The sequence below is a fragment of the Sediminibacterium sp. FW305-C-49 genome, assembly GCF_058231085.1.
In genome coordinates this window covers 678,358-700,142 of sequence record NZ_JBIQXS010000001.1, presented here as the reverse complement: position 1 = coordinate 700,142, position 21,785 = coordinate 678,358, and the positions used below count along the sequence as shown (strand labels likewise).

Genomic DNA, 21,785 nt, shown 5'->3' with positions numbered 1-21,785 from the left:
GTAAGATTTGTATAGTTGAGTGTATTGGTAGTATTGGTGATGGTAGTCCATGAAGTACCATTGTCAACAGAAGATTCCCAACGTAGAATACTACCTGTATAAGTTGCAAGGGTCAGTGTACCATTATTGGCAGTAGCACAAACCGTATTGCTGGCAGATAAAGTGCCGGGTACAGTAGCAGGGTACACAGTGAGTTGAACAGTATCTTTTAAATTATTGCATATGCCATTCCTAACTGTCCATTCAAATTGATATATGCCGGCTACCAGCCCATTTACGGTGGTATGTGCATCAGCCGCATTGGTGAAACTTACTGCAGACGGACCAGCAATAAATGACCAGCTACCACTTCCTGCCGAAGGCGTAGTGGCATTTAAAGTAGTAGCTGCCACATTACACACTGCAAAATCAATCCCTGCATTGGGTGTTTCAACAGGAGGTACAACAGTTATGGTAGCAATGTTGGAATAGAGAGGCGGACAAACACCACTCTGCACCAAAACCCTGTATTGGGTGGAAGCGGTAAGATTTGTATAGTTGAGCGTGTTGCTGGTATTTGAAACGGTTGTCCAGCTTCCGCCATTATTCACCGATAACTCCCATTGAACAATATTACCAGTATAGGTATTGAGTGTTAATGTACCACTGTTGGCAGTTGCACAAACTGTGGCATTGTTGCCAAGTGTACCGGGAACGGTAACAGGAGAAACAGTAACAGTGATGGCATTGCTGTATTCAATAACACAGGTTCCGCTTTGAACAACAGCTCTGAATGTGGTGGTTTGCGTTAAATTGTTGAAAGTATAAATGCTGGTATTAACAGCATGGCTATTTGGCCATGTAACACCGCCATCAATGGATGATTCCCAGCGAATAATATTACCAGTGTATCCAGTCAGTGTAAGAGTGCCCGAGTTGCTGCCTGAACATACGGTTGTTGTACCACTCAAAGTACCTGGTACAGTCAATGGATCAACAGTAACAGTAACCGAATTGGAAAACTGGATACTACAGCTTCCACTTTGTACCACTGCTCTATATAAAGTAGTAGCCGTTAGGTTGTTGAATGTAAAAGTATTGGTTGTATTGGCAATATTGGCCCAGCTAGTCCCACCATTGTTAGAAAACTCCCAGCGAATAATATTGCCGGTAAAACCAGTCAGTGTTAAAGAACCGGTATTCGTTCCATAACACACATTTGTATTGGCAGATAAAGTACCTGCAACAGTTTCAGGACTGATGATAACACTCACGCTGTCTCTCGAAACAGTACAAGGGCTATTTGAAATAGACCATACAAACACATAAGTGCCGGGTATCAATCCACTTACTGAACTATTGGGTAAAGAAGCATTGCTGAATGTAACGGCAGAAGGCCCGGTAGCCATTGTCCAGTTACCTGTTCCCACTAATGCGGTATTGCCATTTAATTGCACAGAACCAAGATTACATAATAGCTGATCGGTACCTGCTGCTGCAATTGTAGGATTGGGTTTAACTGTAATAGTCGTTGAGTCTGTTGCGGTACAACCATTTACAGAAATTGTGGTGATCCTGTATCGAATAATTGCATTTGTGGTAGATGTATTGGTTAACACATCAGTAATGGTAGCTGTGGCAGATGGAGTAGTATTAGATGAATTACCTGAAGCTGTTCCTGTAATAACAGAAGAAGTCCAGCTAAAAGATGAACCCGTCAATGAACTGCTAAACTGAATGTTGGCAGCAGATCCTGAGCAAATTTCAGTTGTATTGTTGGTGATGGAAATGGCAGGATTGGGGTTCACTGTAACAGTAAGTGTATATGGTGTGCCAGCACAACCCGCATAATAAGGAGTGATCACATATCTTACAACAGCAGCAGTGGTAGTAGAAGCGTTGATTAAAAGATCGCTGATATTTCCTGATCCATTCAGGGTGTTACCACTACCTGAACCAGTTGTAAAAGAAGAAGTCCATAAAAAAGTACTGCCTGGCTGAGTGGAAGAAGGCGAATACGATAACAACTGATTAGAGCATATAGACAACGTAGAGTTTGTACCGAGATTGTTCGGATAGATTCTTAAAATCATCGAATCTTTACTTACGTTAAGCCCACAATTACCTGTTGCGTTATAGGTGGAAGTACCCGTAAAATAAAGCTTTACAGATCCGGCAGCTTTGTCGGCAAGGCTGGGAGTATATGTAGGATTTAAGGAATTGGCATTTGAAAAACTGCCCGTTCCGGAACTGCTCCAGCTATAATTGTTGGTAACATAAGAAACAGATCCGGATAGATTTACTGAACTCGTATTGTAACAAATGGAAGTATCTTTTGAATTAAGAATACTTGCTGTGGCAACCGCATTCTTGAAGACAACCTGTGTATCGCTGCAGCTTACACCATTGGTTGTGAACTGAACGCTTATTGTATAAGCAGCAGAGCTGTTAAGCTGAAAACGCGGATACTGTGAAGAAGGGTTATGTGAACCCTGAAAACTCCATGATCCTGAACTTGATACAGACCATAAATAGCTGTTACCTGCATTGTTGTTGCTATAGGTAACTTTATAATAAGGATCGGAAGCACTATAACTGGTGATACCATTATTACATTCAAGTACATCATCATTCAGTTTTACAGAAGCAACTGTAAGCGAAACAGCCGCTGATGCTGTAATACAGGTACTGGAAGTTAAACTGGTTACATCCGGACCAACAATAACACGATAAGACGCATTGTCGGTAGTACTGGCACTGCTGATGGTGTAACTACTGGTGGTTCCTGCCGTACCAATATTAGACCATGTAGTACCTCCATCGGTGCTTTTCTGCCACTGATAGGCTGGAGCAGTAAATGGGTTATTGGTGATAGCAGCATTAATGGTTGTACTGGTGCCCGAGCATATGGTTGTGCCAGTGCTGAATGAAATGCTCGCAGTAGGTGTACATGCTGTAAAAAGAATATCATCAATGGCCAGATCGTTACCACATTGTGGCTGTCCACCGTATGCATCAACCATTTCAAGTACAAGTGATGTAGTACCGGAAGGCAGTGCAAAACTAAATCCATATTGTTGCCAGTTAGGTGCTACAGAACGATTGGCTGTTAGTGGCAGGTTGCCGGTGCTATAAGTAGCAAGAATAGTACCTGAAGTGTTTTTAATATTGAAAGTTACATTCGGATATACATAACCACTACCGCAAATGGGTAAAGTGTTACTGGTGGTATTCACATTGGCTAACCAGGCTGAAAAATTATAAGTAGAACCCGGACAAAGATTATTCACCTGTTGCGTAAAAAAAACAGATCCGCCGGTACCAGCATTCACCAGAAACATATTGCCATTCGAATTGCCAGTATGGTCGTTCCCTACTGCCCAGTCGTTTCGACCTGAATTTTGAACACGTGGTGTAACAATATAACGACCATCGTCAAGGTCGCCACTGTTTTGAAAGGAATAGTTGGTGTTGAATCCTGAGGGCACTGTTGTTTTGGAAGAAGAGGAGCCCCCTTGTCCAAAAGTTTGTGAAAACACAGGTGCTAATGCGCTGCTAGAACAAGTGCCTTGCCCGTTTAATACCAGTGAGGTATATAGACAGCAAAACAAGAGCACAACATGGTATGTGTACTTTCGGGGGATCATGGATATTGGATATAAGGTGTTATCAGAAAAAAGCCAGATAGATTACTTTTCTCTGTATACAGCTCTCATAGGATGAATGCAATGTACAATACAGTATGCGCTAATCAATGTTATCGGTATATGACATAATCTTCTTTTCTTTGTAGTTCAATTCCTACATAATTAACAGCACTAGTTCTATTCTTTATACATTAAGAAAAATACTATTTACAGATCATGTGGTATAGATTGGGTCAATTTATTTTAAAACAACGTTTGGTTCTGATTTTTTTGTTGATGATTGCTACAGGGGTCATGACTTTTTATGCAACAAAAGTGCGATTGAGTTATGAGTTTACGAGGGCTATTCCTACCGATAATCCACGATACCAGGAATACCAGGCATTTCTGAAAAAATTTGGCGGCGACGGAAATATGCTCGTATTGGGTTTCGACACGAACCAATTTTATTCGGCAGACTATTTCAATGAAGTAGCATTACTGCACCAGTCATTAAAAAATATCAATGGTGTAACAGGTGTTTTGAGTATACCCGATGCCGTGAATCTTCGTAACAATCGCGAAGAACAACAATTGGTTCCGGAAAAAATATTTCAATCTCCATACAAAGCGCAGGCTCAACTGGATTCCGCAAAACAGGTATTTCTTCATTTGCCATTTTATAAAACGCTTTTGTACAGCGACTCAGGTAATGCTTATCTGATGGGTGTATCTGTAAATGGTGATACCATTAACAGCAAAGGCAGAACAAGACTCATTAATGATATTATGCATGAGGTTGAATTGTTTGAGACAAAAACAAAAACTGAATTGCATGTTAGTGGACTTCCATTCATCAGAACAACAGTAGGAAATCGTATCAAAGATGAAATGAACTGGTTCCTGATAGGATCACTTGTATTATCTGCTATTACTTTATTGATTTTCTTTCGTTCCATCAGTGCTATGCTGATGAGCCTTGTAGTTGTTGGTATAGGTGTAGTATGGAGTTTAGGAACAATGGTATTGCTGGGATATAAAATCACACTGCTGAATGCGTTAATACCACCATTGATTGTAGTAATTGGTATCCCCAACTGTATTTATTTTCTCAATAAATACCATACAGCATACAGGGAAACAGGTAATAAAGAAAAAGCACTTATTACCATGGTGGGTAGAATGGGTATTGTTACACTCTTTTGCAATATTGCTGCAGCTATTGGGTTTGCTGTATTTGCATTAACCAAGAGTGCACTGCTACAGGAGTTTGGTATGGTAGCGGGTATCAATATCATGGCACTTTTTGTGATATCACTTATTTTCATACCAGTGGTATTGAGTTACCTGAAGCCTCCGAAAGACAGGCATACCAAGTACCTTGATAATCCCTTTCTCGAAAAAGTACTTGTTCGTATTGAACGCTGGACCTTCCACCATGCCAAATGGGTGTATGGAGTAACCATTGCATTAAGTGTATTTGCAGTAATGGGTATTTTTCGTTTGAAGAGTGAAGGGTTTATTGTAGATGATCTTCCCAAGACCGATAAAATTTATACCGATCTCAAATGGTTTGAAGCACATTTTGGTGGTGTAATGCCATTAGAGATTCTGGTAGATACAAAAAAGAAAAACGGATTACTCAGGAATACAGGTCCGGTTTCGCGTATCAATGAACTCTCCGCTTATATTGCTGCCAAACCAGAAGCAGCAAGACCATTGTCTTTTGCAGAGGGATTAAAATTTGCCAAGCAGGCATATTATGATGGCGATACTTTAAGCTACGATGTTCCTTACGAAGGTGATCTTGCGTTTATGGGCCCATACCTGAAACAAAAAACAGACAGTAATAGTAATACAGGAACAGGGGTATCAAAAATCATCAGCAATTTTATGGACAGTGCCAAGCAGGTCGCGAGAATAACGGTGAACATGAAAGATGTAGGAAGTGCGCAATTGCCATTATTGATAGCTGACTATCAAAAGAAAGCCAATGAAATATTTGATACGGCGTCTTATAAAATTACTTTCACGGGCAGCAGCATTACATTCCTGGAAGGTTCGAGTTTTATCATCAAAGGATTAAAGGAAAGTATTTTCTGGGCCTTTTTGCTCATCACTTTGTGTATGCTTTATCTGTTCAGATCGTTTCGTATACTGGTCTGTTCATTAATACCCAATCTTATTCCACTGGTCATTACCGCGGGTATTATGGGATGGGTGGGTATTGCACTGAAACCGTCTACGGTGCTTGTTTTTAGTGTGGCGCTTGGTATTGCTATTGATGTAACCATTCGTTTCCTCATTAACTATAAACAGGAGTTGCCACATTACAACCAGCAGGTGGCACAAACACTGATACAAACCATCAGGCATACAGGTATCAGTATTATTTATACCTCACTTGTTCTGATAGCCGGATTCATCATTTTCTGTATCAGTGATTTTGGTGGTACCAAAGCGCTTGGCTGGCTAACATCTCTTACATTGGTCATAGGAACATTAACGAATCTGGTGCTTTTGCCCGTACTGATTCTTCATTTTCAGCGGCGTAAAGGAAAATGAAAATGTAATTTTCAGACAATAAGTGATATATATAGAATGATATTTTGTTGTATGTCTCATTTGATACATTAAAATAAAATATCATTTTGGAATGAAAATGACTCTTTTTTTTAAAAAAGAAGGGAATGGAGACGGATTTGCAGGTTATCAGTCTCTTTAGAATAAGTGAGTTCAGATTAGTAGTTATTTTATAAATTGCTTATTATCAACTAATTACATTAATTTTTCTTCAAACATCCACTTGTCAGAAAGATTTTTTCGGTCAGTACATCTTTTTTTTAGGTCAAACAGCGTTTTTATAAAACTGGCTGTCTAAATTTAACACTTCTATAAACCTAAAAACTAAAATGCGCATGAGAAAATTATTGGCACTAGTTGCCAGTGTTGTGCTATTGATGGCACAACTCCAGGCACAGACGAGCCGAACCTTCACGGGTAAGGTTACGGACTCCAAAGGTGCACCGCTTTCAGGTGTTACCGTTTCAGCGGGTTCTGACAGAAGAACCGTTACAGACAATGCGGGCAACTTCTCTATCCAGGTAGCCGCAAATGTCAGATCACTTCGCTTCAGCTATGTTGGCTTCAATATCCTGGATGCCAGCATTTCCGACAAAAATTCTATCACCGTAAGCATGACTGAAGAAGACAAATCATTGTCTGAAGTAGTTGTGGTAGGTTATGGTACACAGAAGAAAAAAGAGATTACCGGTAGTATCGTCAGTGTAAAAGGTGATGCGTTGGCCAATAAGCCAAACCAGAGCTTTGATCAGGGGCTGGGTGGTCGTGCAGCGGGTGTACAGGTGACCATTCCAAGTGGCGTTTTGAACTCGCCACCAGTTATTCGTATTCGTGGTACCAACTCTATTTCTCTTTCATCTTATCCCTTGATTGTATTGGATGGGGTGCCTATGTTCACCGGTGACTTCAGTGCGACAAGCGCTGCAGGTAATATCCTGGCGAGCATTAACCCTAACGATATTGAGAGTGTAGACGTTGCCAAAGATGCAGCAGCAACAGCTATTTATGGTAGCCGCGCTGCCAATGGTGTATTGTTCATCACCACCAAAAAAGGTAAAGCAGGTCGTTCAAAAGTAACATTGGATAGCTGGGTAGGTTTTAGCCAGGTTCAACGTTTGCCAGAACTGATGGATGCTTTCCAGTATACAGACTACAAAAATGCGGCACTGGTAAATGCGGGTACTTTCAATGCAGCAACCAATGCTTTCGCATTAACCAATGGTCCCGATGGCCAGCCCATCAATACCCGTTGGTATGATTATGTATATCGTACCGGTGTACAGCATAGCAATACCATCAGTGTATCTGGTGCTAATGAAGCAACCAGTTATTATTTTTCTGCAGGTTACACTGAGCAACAGGGTATCATCAGAAGAAATGATTACAAGCGCTTATCACTTACGATGAACGTAGATCATAAAGTTGGTAAAGCAATCAATATTGGTGGTAAGATCCAGTATTCATCTGAGAAAAACCTCGCTGCTGTAAGCTCTGGTTCATTGGGTGATGCATTCTCTACCGCAGGTCTGGGTCGCGTGGTTCAGGTAACTGCTCCAAATATTTCTCCATACAACAACGATGGCACCTATAACTACAGTGGTGCCTTGATTGGTGTAATGGGCAATAAACAGGGCCAGGTTGGTTTTAATAACCCTGTTATTCAACTCGATCTGAACAGGAATGATAACTATATCGAACATATCATCAGCAACGTATATGCGCAGATCAAACCCTTTAGCTGGTTAACTGGTCGTACTACTTATGGTATCGATTATGTATTATCTGATAATGATGCATTCTTCCATCCAATATCAGGTGAAGGTTTTGCTTCTACAGGTTCTGTAACTGCTACTTATAACAAAAGCAAAAGATGGGTGTGGACTACTACTTTACAGTTTGATAAAACCTTTGGTGAAAAACATTCTGTAAGTGCATTGGCTGGTATAGAGCACCAGAAATCTGATGGTGTTGGTTTTGGTCTGAACCGTATTACGGTTTCTGATCCCGCGTTTACCAATATCCAGGGTGGTTGGGCTACACCTAACACAGCCGGTTTAGCTATTGGCGAAAACTATCTCTATTCAGAATTCGGTCGTGTTCAGTATAACTACGATCGTAAATATTACCTTACCGGTAACCTGAGAAGAGACGGTGCATCTCAACTGGGTGCCAATACAAAATATGGTACATTCTGGGGTGTATCTGCAGGATGGGAAGTGATGAATGAAAAATTCTGGTCAGCAGCGAAACTGGATCGAGTATTCAGCAGTTTTAAAGTAAGAGCCAGCTATGGTAAAGTAGGTAATATCGGAGGCTTGGGTAACTTTGCTTCTCTGTCACAATTCGGATCAGGTCTCTATGGTGGTAATGCTACTGTAGCTTACAGTCAGGCAGGTAACCCTAACCTTACCTGGGAAACCAGTAAAAAGACAGATGTTGGTATCAATTTTGGTATCCTGAAAGATAAAGTAACAGCAGAGATCGGTTATTACAACAGTAACAACAATGGTCTGTTGTTGTTTGTGCCACAGCCTCCTTCAGCAGGTCTGCCTTCAACCATTCCACAAAACATCGGAACCATGTATAACAGAGGTTTTGAGTTTCAGGTGAACTGGAATGCTGTAAGTAAAAAAGACTTCAGTTGGAATACTTCATTTAACCTCGCTACCAATGCCAATAAAGTAACTTCACTGGCACCTGGTATTAACAATATTATTGGTTCAACAGGTGGTTTGGAGAATCCTAGTATTACCTTACCTGGTCATCCGATCTCCATGATTTTTGTAACCCGTACAAAAGGAGTTGATCCTGCAACTGGTCGCAGAATCTTTGTAAATGCCGCAGGTCGTGATGTGTACTTCCAGCACGTAGCTCCGGCCGGACAGGCAAGATTTATGTTCTCTGATGGAACAACAGCAGGTACTGTAAGTAATGCAGATGCTGTTGTGTACAAAAACACCAACCCTAAAATATTTGGTGGTTGGGAAAATACATTCCGGTTCAAAGGATTTGAACTGACTGCATTATTGACTTACCAGTTTGGTAACTGGATTTATTATGGTACACAGGCAGGTTTAAGAGATCAGCGTTTCTGGAACAATGAGACTGCTGTATTAAGAAGATGGCAGAAAGCAGGAGATGTAACCGATATACCTAAAGCTGTATTTGGCGATAACGTATCAAATGGTTCATCTTTCCCACTTGACATCAACGTGTTCAAAGGCGACTTTGTTAAACTGAGAACATTGACCATTGGTTATAACCTGCCAAAATCTTTACTGGAAAAAATCAAGATCACCAGTGCCCGTTTCTATATCAATGGAAACAACCTGCTGATCCTCACCAAATATCCTGGTCCTGATCCTGAGGTTTCATCCAATGGTAACGGTACCACCAATTTTGGTGTTGACAGAAACACAGTTGCTAACCAGAGAGGTCTGACTGTAGGTCTGAACGTAGGATTTTAATTGTTAACCTATTAATGCAGTAAAATGAAAAAGAAACTATTATATGTGATCATGGCTGCAGCGGTGGTTCAATTGACCTCCTGCGCCAAAGACAAATTCATCAATCCGGTACCTACCAATGCCATTTCTGATCTGACCGCTTTCGATAGCAAAGACAGAATTGAAGGTCAGGTACGTTCTATCTATGCTTCAATTAAAAACTCGGGAATGTATGGTGGTCGATACCAGATATTCAACGATATACGTGGGGAAGAATTCATGAACGACCGTACCAATGTGGTAACTGGTTTTGATATCTGGAACTATACACCCAGTAACAGTTCTACCAACAGCGTACTGAACCATTGGTCACGTGCTTACTATGTTATTAATCTGGCTAACGTGTTTATCGATGGTATGGCCGCAAAAGGAACAACAGTAGTAGGCGCCACTTTGTCGAACAACTTCCTGGGTGAAGCCCGTTTGTTAAGAGCTATGAGTTATTATTCACTGTTACAACTGTATGCCCGTCCATTCTGGGATGGTAATGGAAGTAAGCCAGGTGTACCTCTGCGTTTAACAGGGAATACCGGTTCAGGTAATTATGCATTGGCTCGCGCTACCGTTGGGGAAGTGTATACACAGATTCTTGCTGACCTGACATTTGCAGAACAAAACCTGCCGCTCACCAATGCAAACGCAACATTAAATACTACCCGTGCACACAGAAACACAGCTATAGCTTTGAAAACACGTGTGTTACTGAGTATGCGTCGTTATGCAGATGTAATTACGGAAGCCAATAAAATTGTAAGTGCTACAGCGCCGTTTGTTGCTTCTACAGGAGTTGCTCACGCATTGCAGGCAGATTACAGAACCATGTTTACCACTAACTATTACACAACTGAATCAATTTTGTCTATGCCATTTGCTTCTAACGAGCAGCCCGGTACACAAAACCAGTTGGGTTATTATTATGGACCTTCTGCTTTCAATGGTGGTAATGGAGAATATTCATTATTGGGAACCGGTATCATTTCTGATGCCGGCTGGTTGCCAACCGACAGAAGAAGAAGCTTCGTTCAGGTATTCAGTGGTAAAAGCTACCTGACCAAATACAGTGTGCCATCTACATTTATTGACCCCGCACCAGTTATGCGTTATGCAGAAGTATTATTGAACCTTGCCGAAGCACGCGTTCGTTCTACTAATACTGTAGATGCACAGGCTATCGCTTTATTGAATGCGGTTCGTGGTCGTTCCGACGCTGCAACTATTTTCACTCCGCTGAATTTTGCAAATGCTGATGCATTGGCAGATGCCATTGTAAATGAAAGAAGAATTGAATTCCTGGGTGAAGGTTTGCGTGGTACTGATCTTACCCGTTTGGGTCTGCCTCTGCCAGCTAAACCAGGTGTTGCAGCTATTGCTCCAACCGCTCAGCAGTATATCTGGCCCATTTCTTCCAGTGAATTATTGTTGAACCCATTATGTGTTGACAACTAATCTACTTTGACGAACGGAAAAACATCCGTCCGGAAACTACATAAAAGCCGACAGGAGAATACCTGTCGGCTTTTATATTTACAAAATGTTGATTTTCAATTTATTATAAACTTTCCGGCTAATTAGCCTAAAGCCATTCTAGGCAAAAAAACAGCGCATTCAACCCAACTCAAACACACCAATTGTAAGCTGTTCATGTTGTCCCACAGAAAAAACTAAGCACCGTTAATATAATTATTAATTCAATATGTTTATTAATTAATTAATAAACAATGTATTAGACATACGCATTTTTTTTCTACGTTGTTTTTTTGACCAAAAACGCAGCTTTTTATTACCGAAGCATGTCCATTAGTGTGCAATTATGTTTTCTTTAACTAAATTGCGGATCGCATTTTTTATTTAAAAACTGAAATAATGAGAAAATTCGTCACAGTCTTTCTGTGCGCACTGTTAACCATTGCGCAGGTTTGGGCTCAAAACCGAACCATTACAGGTAAAGTAACAGACCAGAAAACAGGTCAACCGCTTGTTGGTGTTACTGTATCTACCACCGCAGCAAATGCCATTACAGATGCTACAGGTAACTACCGCATCAATGTAACTGCTGCTGCAAAGTCACTCACATTTAGGTTCGTAGGTTACGAGGCACTTGATGTAGCCATCAAAGGTGCAGTAGTAAATGCGGCTATGGAATCAGAAACCAAATCACTGGAAGAAGTGGTGGTAACTGGTTACTCAAGAGAAAAAAGATCACAGTTCTCAGGTGCTGCTACCTTAATCAGCAGCAAAGCTGTTGAAACAGTTCCAGTTGGTTCTTTCGACCAGGCATTACAGGGCCGTGCACCCGGTATGCTGGTAAACTCTGGTTCTGGTCAGCCTGGTACCAGCCCTACCATCAGAATTCGTGGTGTACAGTCACTCGCTGGTGCAGGTACACAACCACTTTACATTATTGATGGAGTTCCTACACCTGATGCCGATTTCCAGTCTTTGAACGCCAACGACTTTGAATCAATCACTGTATTAAAAGACGCCAACGCTGCTGCATTATATGGTGCACGTGGTGGTACTGGTGTTATCGTAATTACTACCAAAAGAGGTAAGTCTGGAACAGCAAGTTTCCAATACCGTACCCAGGTAGGTTTTACACAACGCCCAAGCTTTGAGCGTATGAACCTGATGAATACAGCAGAAATGCTCGCTTATGAAGAGCGTGAAAAACTGCCAAACACACCAGGATGGGTTTATTCTCCATTGAACGCTACCAACCTTGGTGGTATTTCTGATGTTCGTGAAAAACAAATCTTAGATAGTATCCGTGCAATCGATATTGACTATGCCAATATTTTCTATCGTCAGGGTATTTCTCAGTCACATGAGATCAATATGTCTGGTGGATCTGACAGAACCAGATACTATGTTTCGGGTTCATATTTCAAACAGGAAGGTATCGATTTAGGATCAAGCCTGACCCGTTACAATACGCGTTTCAATATCGATCACTCTACTGATAAATTGAGTGTAACCCTCAATTCTACCATTGGTTTTTCAAAAGGTAAATATTCTGAAGGTGAGCAATTGGGTAACAGCCCGCTGAACCCTTTCCAGATGACTTACCGTGCAAAAACTTATGAGAATCCATATACTGCAACTGGCGGACTTAACTTTGGTACCAGCTCAAGTCTGGCATTGAAGCAAGTGGCGAATTTGCTGGAAAGAATTCAAAATTCTTCACTCACCAGAAACCAGATTAAAATCAACGCAGGTTTAACTACCGCGTACAAGATTTTACCAAGTCTGACCCTTAAAAATGTTTTTGGTTTAGATGTGTCTAGCGATCAAACTTCACGTTATATCAACCCGAATTCATTTGCGGGTACCAGTCAAACTTATAACAGAGGTCTTGCTCAGGAGGGTTACAGAATGATTACCCAACTGATTAATACCACCAGCCTGGTTTATTCAAAAAGATTTGCAGGCGTACATGAGGTTGAAGCAGGTGCTTATTTTGAAGGTATCAGAGGCTACAATAAAAACTTAGGTTTTTCATTGTTTAACCTTGATACCCGTTTGACTGAAACCGGTCAGAATGCTGGTTCATTGCCAACAAACGGTGCTGCAGTAATGCCTCAGAATGCTTCGAGTGCAAAAAGTGGATTCGGTATCCGTTCTTATTTCGGAACACTGCGTTATACATATAACAATAAGTATACTGTAAACGCGAACGTTCGTAGAGATGGTACTTCCCGTATTGTTAATCCTGAGAACCGTGAGATCACAACCTGGTCTGCTGGTTTTACATGGAATGCAATGCAGGAGAAATTCCTCCAGAATCAGGACATCCTTTCTGATCTGAAAGTACGTGTAACTTATGGTCTTGTACCAAACTTCGGTTCAATCGGTACAGGTAACTACGGAAATGGTGTAAGCTTTGGTGGTATCACCAACTACCAGGGTCCCCAGTTACCAACTTTTGGTGCTGTAACCTATTCTGGTTCTCCCATTGCTGGTCAGGCCCCTAATAGCCCCGGTAACCCAGATCTGGAAATTGAGTATGTGAAAAAATGGAACGCTGGTATCGACTTTGCCATTTGGAACAACCGTGCTAAGTTTTCAGTAGACTATTATAATAACAGAACGATTGGTCTGTTCGTATCAAACCAACTTTCTGGAACAACCGGTGCACCAACCACTTCCCAGAACATCAATGCGGGTGAAATGACCAATAAAGGGTTTGAATTCTCTGCTTCAGTTGATGTGGTTAAACAAAAAGATTTCAATGTAAATGTTGGAATTAATCATTCTATCAATACCAACAAAATTGAAGACCTTGGTGCAGTTAATGAATATGTATCTGGTACATTCCTGATTGCTGTAGGATTGCCTTATGGTTCACACTACAACTACAATTACCTGGGCGCAGATCCTGCAACTGGTGCTCCACGATATGAAACACCAACTGGTGGTGTTACCAATAACCTGGCTCAGGCTGGCCGTTTCTCTAAATTCGGTAGCTTTATTCCTAAACACCAGGGTGGTGCTACTTTTGAAATTCGTTATAAAGCCATCACTGTATCTGCATTGTTCTCTTATCAGTTTGATGTTGTTCGTAGTAACAATATCCGTAACTGGATTACTCGCGGTACACCGGGTTACCATGGTGCAGTACGTGCTTCACGCGAACTGATCGATGGTCAGTGGCAGAAAGCTGGTGATAACAAATTCTATCAATCTTCTGCATTCGACAGAGACTTTACTTCTTCTGACCTGGAAGATGCTAAATTCCTCCGTTTTAGAAACCTGAATATCTCTTACCAGATTCCAGCTATTAAACTGGGTAACGGGAAGAACCTGATCAAAGGAGCCCGCTTCTATGTTCAGGGACAGAACCTGGCAATCTGGAGCCCATGGAGAGGTTTGGATCCTGAAGATGATAACAATATCAGCTTGAATGAATACCCTAACCCTAAAATGTTTGTTGCAGGTTTGGATATTAATTTCTAATAGTGAGAACTATAAGATGATATTCATTAATGAATTTCTAAAATCAGAAAAATGAAAAGAATGAAAATATTAGTGCTGTCGGCCTTAACGATCTCTCTTTTCTCCTGCCAGAAACTGGTGGAGATCAAGGAAACGGATCTGATTGCAGGTGATGTTGCACTTAAAACTATTGAAAACAACGAACAGGCTGTTATTGGTGGCTATGTAGGTATACCCCCAGAAATGCCTATTGGAATGAACGCCGTAATGTCTGATGAGTTGGTGTCTGCAGATTTCTATAATGCAGCAACTGTTCACGAATGGCAGTATGGTACGCAGGACGTAGGTATCCGTGATAACTACACAGCTATTACTCCATACTATCGTGTAGCTGACCGCGCAAACCGCGTGTTATTGGCTTTACCAAATGCTGAAGCTCGTCGTGCAGGTGATGAGGCACTTCGCTCAAGGCTGAGAGGTGAAGCTTTGTTCCTCCGTGCATTCGCACACTTCGAGTTATACCGTTTTTACAGCGGTAGCACTGTAGGTACTGATCTGGCAATGCCATACCTGGAAACACCTTCACTGAAACCATTGGCTCGTATTACAGTGAGTGCTTATTTCCAGAAACTAAAAGCCGATCTTACAGAAGCTAAAACTTTGCTGGCACCTTATTCCGGAACAGTAGATATTGTTAGAGCAAATGCAATGGCTGCAACAGCTTTGCAGGCGCGTGTAGCACTCTACCTGAAAGAATGGAATGATGCAGTTACATACTCTACTGAATTTATCAATGCCATTCCTCTGGCTAGCAGAGCAAATTTCCCAGGTATCTGGTCTGATGCTACCGGTAATAGATCTGAAGTAGCGTTCAAACTGGCACGTTCTAATTCAAACGCACGTTTAGGATCTCTTTTCCGTGGTACATCACCCAATGCATCTAATATTGGTGTGGTAACTTGGACAGTTTCCAAAAAACTCTACGATTTGTACGATCAGGCAAACGATATTCGTTACGCTACTTATTTCAAAGAAGAGCCATTGCTGGCTGGTGGAGCACGTAAGTTTACACGTTTGATTGCCAAATACCAGGGAACTGGTTATGCAACAGCAAACGAAAACGTAAATGATGCGAAACTCTTCCGTACAGCAGAAATGTACCTGATTCGTGCAGAAGCAAGAGCTGAAAACAATGATTTAGTAGGTGCAGCAGCAGATCTGAACGCTTTACGTGCTGCCCGTATTAATGGTTATGTAAATGAAGTTTTGGCTACAAAAGACGCAGCCATTACTGCTATCATGGAAGAGCGTTTTAAAGAACTGGCTTTCGAAGGTCACCGTTTCTGGGATCTGAGAAGAAGAAACCTGCCTGTTGTTCGCCTGGTTGCTGACCTGGCTCAGGTAAATGCTACTACTACATTAGCAGCTGGTAACTTCCGTTTTGTATTACCTATTCCTCAGGTTGAAATGCAAGCTAACCCCTTGATGGTTCAGAACCCTGGATATGGTAACTAATCAGTAATTAACTTACTCCGATTAATATGAGAGACGGTCTTGTAAGACCGTCTCTCTTTTTGTCTATAATCCTCTGAGCAAACGCCCTTTCTTCTCGTTCTCAGTACTGCGTATAACCATCCGATGTAGAAAAAGTCATCAATAGAAAACTTCGGTAGTATATGCATTAGATACAGAAGTAACTACAAACAAAAAGAGACATCGAATTGTGTCTCTTTTTGTTTTAATGGGGACTTAAATTTTTATGGTAGCAGTTCTGCCAGTTTTTGTTGTAGTGCTTCCCCTCTTAAATCCATAGCTATAATTTTACCAGTAGGGTCTAATAACACGTTGAATGGTATGCCTTCAATTTTATACATCGGAACTACTACACTTTCCCAGTATTTCAAATCACTAATATGTTTCCAGGTGAGTTTGTCTTTTGCAATAGCATTCAGCCAGGCTTCTTTATCCTGGTCTAATGATACACCCAATATGGTGAAATTTTTGTCCTTGAACTTATTATATGCCGCTACTACATTCGGATTTTCTTTTCGGCAAGGCATACACCAACTGGCCCAGAAATCGACCAACACATATTTCCCTTTTAAACTGCTTAAACTAAAAGGCTTCCCTTCTGTATCAGGTAAACTGATTTCAGGTGCCTGCTGGTTCAGTAAAGAATTACCGGCTGGCTGCTGGTTCTGGCCGTAAGCTGCTACCAACGCTTTTATTTTTGCAAGACCAGTATGTTCTTTAAATTTTTCTGCAGAAGCATCCGCCAGTTTTTTTAATTCTTCCGGAGCCATGGTTCGGGAACCCATCCCTAAAGCATAATAACGGGCAGCCGGACTTTCAGATGCATTGATAAAATCAGCTAGCAGTTTATTCATTTCTTTGATCTGCACATCACGGTTGGCTTTTTCAATGGCAAGCAGACTGTCGTTACCTCCTCTTTGCAAACTATCCAGCATACCCAGTGTGCCATATAAAACAGAATCTTTTACACTGAATTTCTCAAACAGAGTATGCAGACTTTCACTCGCCTCAGACCCTTCTATTTTATATGCACGATAATTATTTACATCCATACTTACCCGGATGCTTTTACCGTCATTCACCAATAGTACATCAGGCCCATTTTCTACAACTAAGCGATACAGTGCTTCTTCTTTTGCTACCGCCCTTAATTCAAAATTGCCATTGTCTTTCAATGTGCCCGAATCAAGTATCACAGGCTGTTCACCACCAAAGGGTAGTTCCTGCAGGAATATTTTTTTGGAAGGGGCATTACTGATCTTACCGCTCACCGTAAACGCGCCATATTTTTTTTCCTGGCAACTACTGGCCAGGGCAACAATGGCCGCGATGTATATCATTTTTTTCATACGCTATCTGAGATTTATTGATTGAGTTTTTGTTCCAATAAACTGGTTACCTGTTTGGGATCGGCTTTGCCCTGACTTCTTTTCTTTACTTCACCCACAAACAAACCGATTAAACCTTTCTTTCCTTTTTTGTATTCTGCCACTTTATCGGGCATGGAAGCAATGGCCTCATTTACCCATGTTTCAATGGCATTGCTATCGTTTACCTGTATCAGGTTCATTGATTCTGCCAGTGTTAAAGGATCTGTATCCTTCTCCATTAAGGAAGGTAACAGTTTAGAAGACGCAATAGAAAAATTAACCTTACCAGTTTGTACCAATTCTATTAATAAAGCAAGTGTTGTGGGCCGGAGTGACAATTCAGCAAAGTCTGTTTGCTGTTCGTTCAAATACTGACGGATAGGTCCCAGCATCCAGTTGGCAATGGCTTTATAGTGTTGGCTGTGCTGTGTAACCGATTCAAAATAATCTGCAGTCGCTTTTGCATCACAGAGCTGAGCAGCATCATAGTCACTTAACCCAAACCGGGTCATATATTTTTCTGCCAGCGCATTGGGTAACTCAGGTAAGCCTGTTTGAATGGTTTGAATATAATGGTCTGTTAAGTGAAAAGGGGCCAGGTCGGGATCGGGAAAATACCGGTAATCATTGGCTTCTTCCTTATCTCGAATGGCGAATGTTGTATCGTTAGATGCATCAAAGCTTCTGGTCTGCTGTTGAATATTTTTCCCTTCTTCCAGTAAACCGATGATTCGCTCAATTTCAAATTCAATGGCTTTCTTCACATTGCGGATAGAGTTCAGGTTTTTTACTTCCACTTTGGTACCCAATTTCTTTTCACCTTTTAAACGCACAGATACATTGGCATCACAACGCAAACTGCCTTCTTCCATGTTTCCATCGCAGATACCCAGCCATTGTACCAGCTTTCTTATTTCGGTTACATAGTGCCAGGCTTCTTCCGCACTGTGCAGATCAGGTTCCGTTACAATTTCAATGAGCGGAGTACCGGCACGATTTAAATCGATACAGGTAAAATCATCTTCCAGATCATGAATGCTTTTACCTGCATCTTCTTCGAGATGAATACGATTGAGTTGTACATCTTTCCTGCCTGTACTGGTATGAATGGTTACATAGCCTCCTTTACAGATGGGTGTGGTATGTTGCGATATCTGGTAACCTTTGGGCAGATCGGGATAGAAATAATTTTTCCGGGCGAAATAATTGTCCTTTTCAATCTCACAATGACAGGCGAGCCCCATTTTAATGGCATATTCAACGGCTTTTTTATTGGTCTTGGGTAATGTTCCGGGATGTCCGAGTGTAATGGGACTTATATGTGTATTTGGTGCAGCACCAAAACTGGTACTGTCGCCACAAAACAATTTACTGGCTGTAGCCAGTTGTGCATGCACTTCCAATCCAATAACCGCTTCGTATTTATCCTGTAATGCCATAAACCACAAAAATACTGCACCTGATTTACCCGGCAGGTTAGATTTCTTATTTTATGAGAGAATTATAAGGAAAGAATACGTTTCAGATCATTTTCACCTACGGTAAGCAGGTTAACGGCTGGTAAACGACTGGTGAGTTCTTTCCAGTTCTTATCCATGCTGAAAATCTTTTTCAGCATGGGCAGGGCTTTGTCAACCTGTTTATTGTTGGCCAGCGTAATAGCGGTCCAGAATTGCATTTCGAGGTTGCCTGGAAAAAGTTGCATAGCGGCATTGTACTCGGTCATTGCTTTTGCCATATCATTTTTTTCCACTGCCAGGTCGCCATCATTCATATGCTGATAGGCAAGATGTACTTTGTACAAACGGCGCAATTCTTTTAATGGCTCTTTAGCATCATCTACCCTGATATCTACCGTTTTGTTATTCCAGCTTTCAGTTGGCTTTCCGGGTACTACAATAATGGCCGCAGCCTGCATACCTCTTATATCGCCACCTGCCTGTTGTGCAGCTTCAAGTGCAAGCAGAACCCTTTCGGCCAATGGTTTACCGGCACTTTTTTCAAAAGCAGCCGACATGTATTCGTCTACTTTATCGCCAAGCATCATATTGCTTTGCACGCTATAGTTAATACCTTTTATATGACTGGCCACCTGTATACAGTTCTTACCGGTATGTGTGGCCACATTTCCTTTGGCATCTATAATGGCTACCTGTCTTACTTCCCTGCCAGGATCAGCGGCGGTCAACTGGTTTAATACATCCTGAGCCGACAATCCTTTTTTGAGCAGATCCAATGCTTTGGGTCCATAAGATTTGTCAACAAAAGACTGGGTGGCTACTGCACCCACACCTGCTTCTGCCCATGGAACAGCTGTTCCTACGCTGAACCAGTGACTCTGCACGCCAACAGCCATTTCTCCGGTATTGGCATCTCTTGCCACAATAGAGTAGGTGTGTACCAAAGGTTGCTTCGATTGGTAGACCTGTGCTTGTAGTTGGAAAAGAATACCTGTGAAAAATGAAAACAGTAAATATTTCATACACCATTATTTAATAAACCGGATTTTGATCCGGTAAAGGAATGGTTTAAAAATACGAATAAAAAAACCGCGCCAGGAATGACGCGGTATATATACACATGAGAATTAGAGAAATAGTTAATAGATGATCTTACAGATCAGCAGTCTTTAATTTTTTAGGGAGTTTTATGTCAATAGTCTGGGCCTTGCCAGCTCTTGTAATACCTGCTTTCACGGTATCACCCTCTTTCAGGTTTTTCAATGCCTCTCTGATTTCATCAACAGAGCTAACTGCTTTTCCATTGATGGAAGTAATGATATCTTCTTTTTTAACACCGGCTTTGTCGGCAGGCGTTTCGTCATCAACATCAGTAACTTTTACACCTTTGCTGTCTTCTGTGTCTTCAATAGCCATTCCAAGCCTGGGTTTGCGGGAAAAATCGAAATTGAACCCATCCCTATTTCTTAAGCCAGGCATATCGAAATTGAAATCCCTTTTGAAATTGTCGCCAAAGTCAAAATCGAAACCCATTTCCATGGTTTTACCTAAGGTAGCAGTAGCTGTTTTTGACTGACCATCTCGCAGGTAATGGATGGTAACTTTGTCTTCAGGCTTGTGTTTGCCGATTACTTCATATAGGCTCTCACTGTCATCAATCGCAGCATCATCTACTTTGGTAATGATATCGTCTTTCTGTAAACCCGCTTTGGCGGCAGCACTCTCTTTGGTTACAGAAGTAATTTTGGCCCCTTTTTCATTTTTCTCGCTCATTACACCCAGTAGTGCTCTTTCTTTACCGCCTCTGCGAAGGTCATCCAGCTTGAAGAAGTTGGCACCACCACGGCCCGGTATCATCATACGTAAGCCTGGACTCAGTTTCAGCATGTCCAGATCACCCAGCTTCTCCATTTCATCCGGACTCATGTCTTTCACATCTTTGCCATTAATGGTTACTTTATCACCATCGATAACAATAGAAAGTTTTTTGCTGATCTTCTCTTTGGAATCTTTATCCGCTTTTTCTTTTTCAGTTGTTTGTGCAGTGGCTGTTAAACCTGTAAACAGCACCAGTACTGCCATCCATTTGCGATACATAGGGTTCTTTTTTAAAAGTGTACGAAATGTTTAGTAGTCAAATGTACTGTAAAATAATATATACGAAGGACTTCGGAAATGTTAAAAAAGGTTAATAAATCGTAAGCCTGTTAAGTGGAGATGCTTGAAAGAATACATGCATCAGGTTTCAGGTATTATCTCCTGCGTTTCTCAAAACTTTTTACCGGACAATTGTCAACCACTTCATCACGTAAATACTGCATGCCACATTTTTCAATGATGCGTAGTGATGCCATATTTTCTATATGAGCGGTGGCGGTAATGCGATCGAATTGCAAATGATTGAAACCATATACAAGACAGGCGTTAGCAGCTTCAAATGCATATCCCTTGCCCCAGTATGACGGAATAAAACGATAACCCAGATCAGTCTCCTTTCTTTCGGGTCTGAACTTTAAACCACACCAGCCAATAAAATCATTCGATTCTTTCAGTAGCACAGCCCAGCGGCCATACCCATAGCGTTGATAATGTGGTATGATACTGTTATGCAGTCTTTCCAAAGCTCTTTCAGGTGTACTGGGTAATTCATGTACATATTTCAGCACCAAAGGATCGCTATTCATCCGATGAATCAATGCCGCATCATCTATGCTGAATTCGCGAAACAATAATCTTTCACTGCTGAAAATGAACTGGCTCATATCAAATAAAAAGCCATCCCGTTTTAAGCGGGAT

The 21,785-nt window shown here is 41.4% G+C and carries 11 protein-coding genes; 5 read left to right on the top strand and 6 right to left on the bottom strand.

What is annotated here, in order from left to right; translation table 11 throughout:
* A partial coding sequence (locus ACH3Z1_RS02895; RefSeq protein ID WP_490820337.1) for a beta strand repeat-containing protein occupies positions 1-3,626 on the bottom strand: 3,626 nt, incomplete at its 3' end.
* 255 nt (positions 3,627-3,881) lie between these two features.
* Here ACH3Z1_RS02895 and ACH3Z1_RS02890 point away from each other — a divergent pair.
* The 5 genes from ACH3Z1_RS02890 to ACH3Z1_RS02870 all read left to right on the top strand — a co-directional run bounded on the left by ACH3Z1_RS02890 (position 3,882) and on the right by ACH3Z1_RS02870 (position 16,141).
* Positions 3,882-6,170, top strand: a complete 2,289-nt coding sequence (locus ACH3Z1_RS02890; protein WP_490820336.1) for an efflux RND transporter permease subunit — start codon at positions 3,882-3,884, stop codon at positions 6,168-6,170.
* A gap of 353 nt (positions 6,171-6,523) precedes the next feature.
* On the top strand, positions 6,524-9,655 hold the full coding sequence (locus tag ACH3Z1_RS02885; protein ID WP_490820335.1) for a SusC/RagA family TonB-linked outer membrane protein: 3,132 nt from the start codon (positions 6,524-6,526) through the stop codon (positions 9,653-9,655).
* A 24-nt stretch (positions 9,656-9,679) separates the two neighbouring features.
* Positions 9,680-11,140, top strand: coding sequence for a RagB/SusD family nutrient uptake outer membrane protein (locus tag ACH3Z1_RS02880; RefSeq protein ID WP_490820334.1), 1,461 nt, complete (start codon positions 9,680-9,682; stop codon positions 11,138-11,140).
* A 417-nt stretch (positions 11,141-11,557) separates the two neighbouring features.
* A complete protein-coding gene (locus ACH3Z1_RS02875; protein WP_490820333.1) occupies positions 11,558-14,647 on the top strand; it encodes a SusC/RagA family TonB-linked outer membrane protein in 3,090 nt (1,029 codons plus the stop codon).
* A 51-nt stretch (positions 14,648-14,698) separates the two neighbouring features.
* On the top strand, positions 14,699-16,141 hold the full coding sequence (locus ACH3Z1_RS02870; RefSeq protein WP_490820332.1) for a RagB/SusD family nutrient uptake outer membrane protein: 1,443 nt from the start codon (positions 14,699-14,701) through the stop codon (positions 16,139-16,141).
* 242 nt (positions 16,142-16,383) lie between these two features.
* Here the strand turns inward: ACH3Z1_RS02870 and ACH3Z1_RS02865 are convergent, their stop codons facing one another.
* The 5 genes from ACH3Z1_RS02865 to ACH3Z1_RS02845 all read right to left on the bottom strand — a co-directional run bounded on the left by ACH3Z1_RS02865 (position 16,384) and on the right by ACH3Z1_RS02845 (position 21,751).
* A complete protein-coding gene (locus ACH3Z1_RS02865) occupies positions 16,384-17,508 on the bottom strand; it encodes a redoxin domain-containing protein (RefSeq protein ID WP_490820331.1) in 1,125 nt (374 codons plus the stop codon).
* A 14-nt stretch (positions 17,509-17,522) separates the two neighbouring features.
* The gene (gene gatB / locus ACH3Z1_RS02860) at positions 17,523-18,968 is read right to left on the bottom strand and encodes an Asp-tRNA(Asn)/Glu-tRNA(Gln) amidotransferase subunit GatB (RefSeq protein ID WP_490820330.1); all 1,446 of its coding nucleotides are present in this window, start codon (positions 18,966-18,968) and stop codon (positions 17,523-17,525) included.
* Between the two features lie 62 nt (positions 18,969-19,030).
* Positions 19,031-20,011, bottom strand: coding sequence for a DUF1028 domain-containing protein (locus tag ACH3Z1_RS02855; protein ID WP_490820329.1), 981 nt, complete (start codon positions 20,009-20,011; stop codon positions 19,031-19,033).
* 130 nt (positions 20,012-20,141) lie between these two features.
* Complete coding sequence (locus tag ACH3Z1_RS02850; protein WP_490820328.1) at positions 20,142-21,086, bottom strand: PDZ domain-containing protein; 945 nt, start codon at positions 21,084-21,086, stop codon at positions 20,142-20,144.
* A 155-nt stretch (positions 21,087-21,241) separates the two neighbouring features.
* Positions 21,242-21,751 (bottom strand): GNAT family N-acetyltransferase, encoded by a 510-nt coding sequence (locus ACH3Z1_RS02845; protein ID WP_490820327.1) that lies wholly within the window; start codon positions 21,749-21,751, stop codon positions 21,242-21,244.
* Positions 21,752-21,785 lie beyond the last annotated feature (34 nt).

What these genes read in the sequence shown, in the direction of transcription:
- ACH3Z1_RS02885 (WP_490820335.1), top strand. Translation starts at nt 6,524, where the DNA reads ATGAGAAAATTATTGGCACTAGTTGCCAGTGTTGTGCTATTGATGGCA.
- ACH3Z1_RS02880 (WP_490820334.1), top strand. Translation starts at nt 9,680, where the DNA reads ATGAAAAAGAAACTATTATATGTGATCATGGCTGCAGCGGTGGTTCAA.
- ACH3Z1_RS02875 (WP_490820333.1), top strand. Translation starts at nt 11,558, where the DNA reads ATGAGAAAATTCGTCACAGTCTTTCTGTGCGCACTGTTAACCATTGCG.
- ACH3Z1_RS02870 (WP_490820332.1), top strand. Translation starts at nt 14,699, where the DNA reads ATGAAAAGAATGAAAATATTAGTGCTGTCGGCCTTAACGATCTCTCTT.
- ACH3Z1_RS02865 (WP_490820331.1), bottom strand. Translation starts at nt 17,508, where the DNA reads ATGAAAAAAATGATATACATCGCGGCCATTGTTGCCCTGGCCAGTAGT.
- gatB (WP_490820330.1), bottom strand. Translation starts at nt 18,968, where the DNA reads ATGGCATTACAGGATAAATACGAAGCGGTTATTGGATTGGAAGTGCAT.
- ACH3Z1_RS02855 (WP_490820329.1), bottom strand. Translation starts at nt 20,011, where the DNA reads ATGAAATATTTACTGTTTTCATTTTTCACAGGTATTCTTTTCCAACTA.
- ACH3Z1_RS02850 (WP_490820328.1), bottom strand. Translation starts at nt 21,086, where the DNA reads ATGTATCGCAAATGGATGGCAGTACTGGTGCTGTTTACAGGTTTAACA.
- ACH3Z1_RS02845 (WP_490820327.1), bottom strand. Translation starts at nt 21,751, where the DNA reads ATGAGCCAGTTCATTTTCAGCAGTGAAAGATTATTGTTTCGCGAATTC.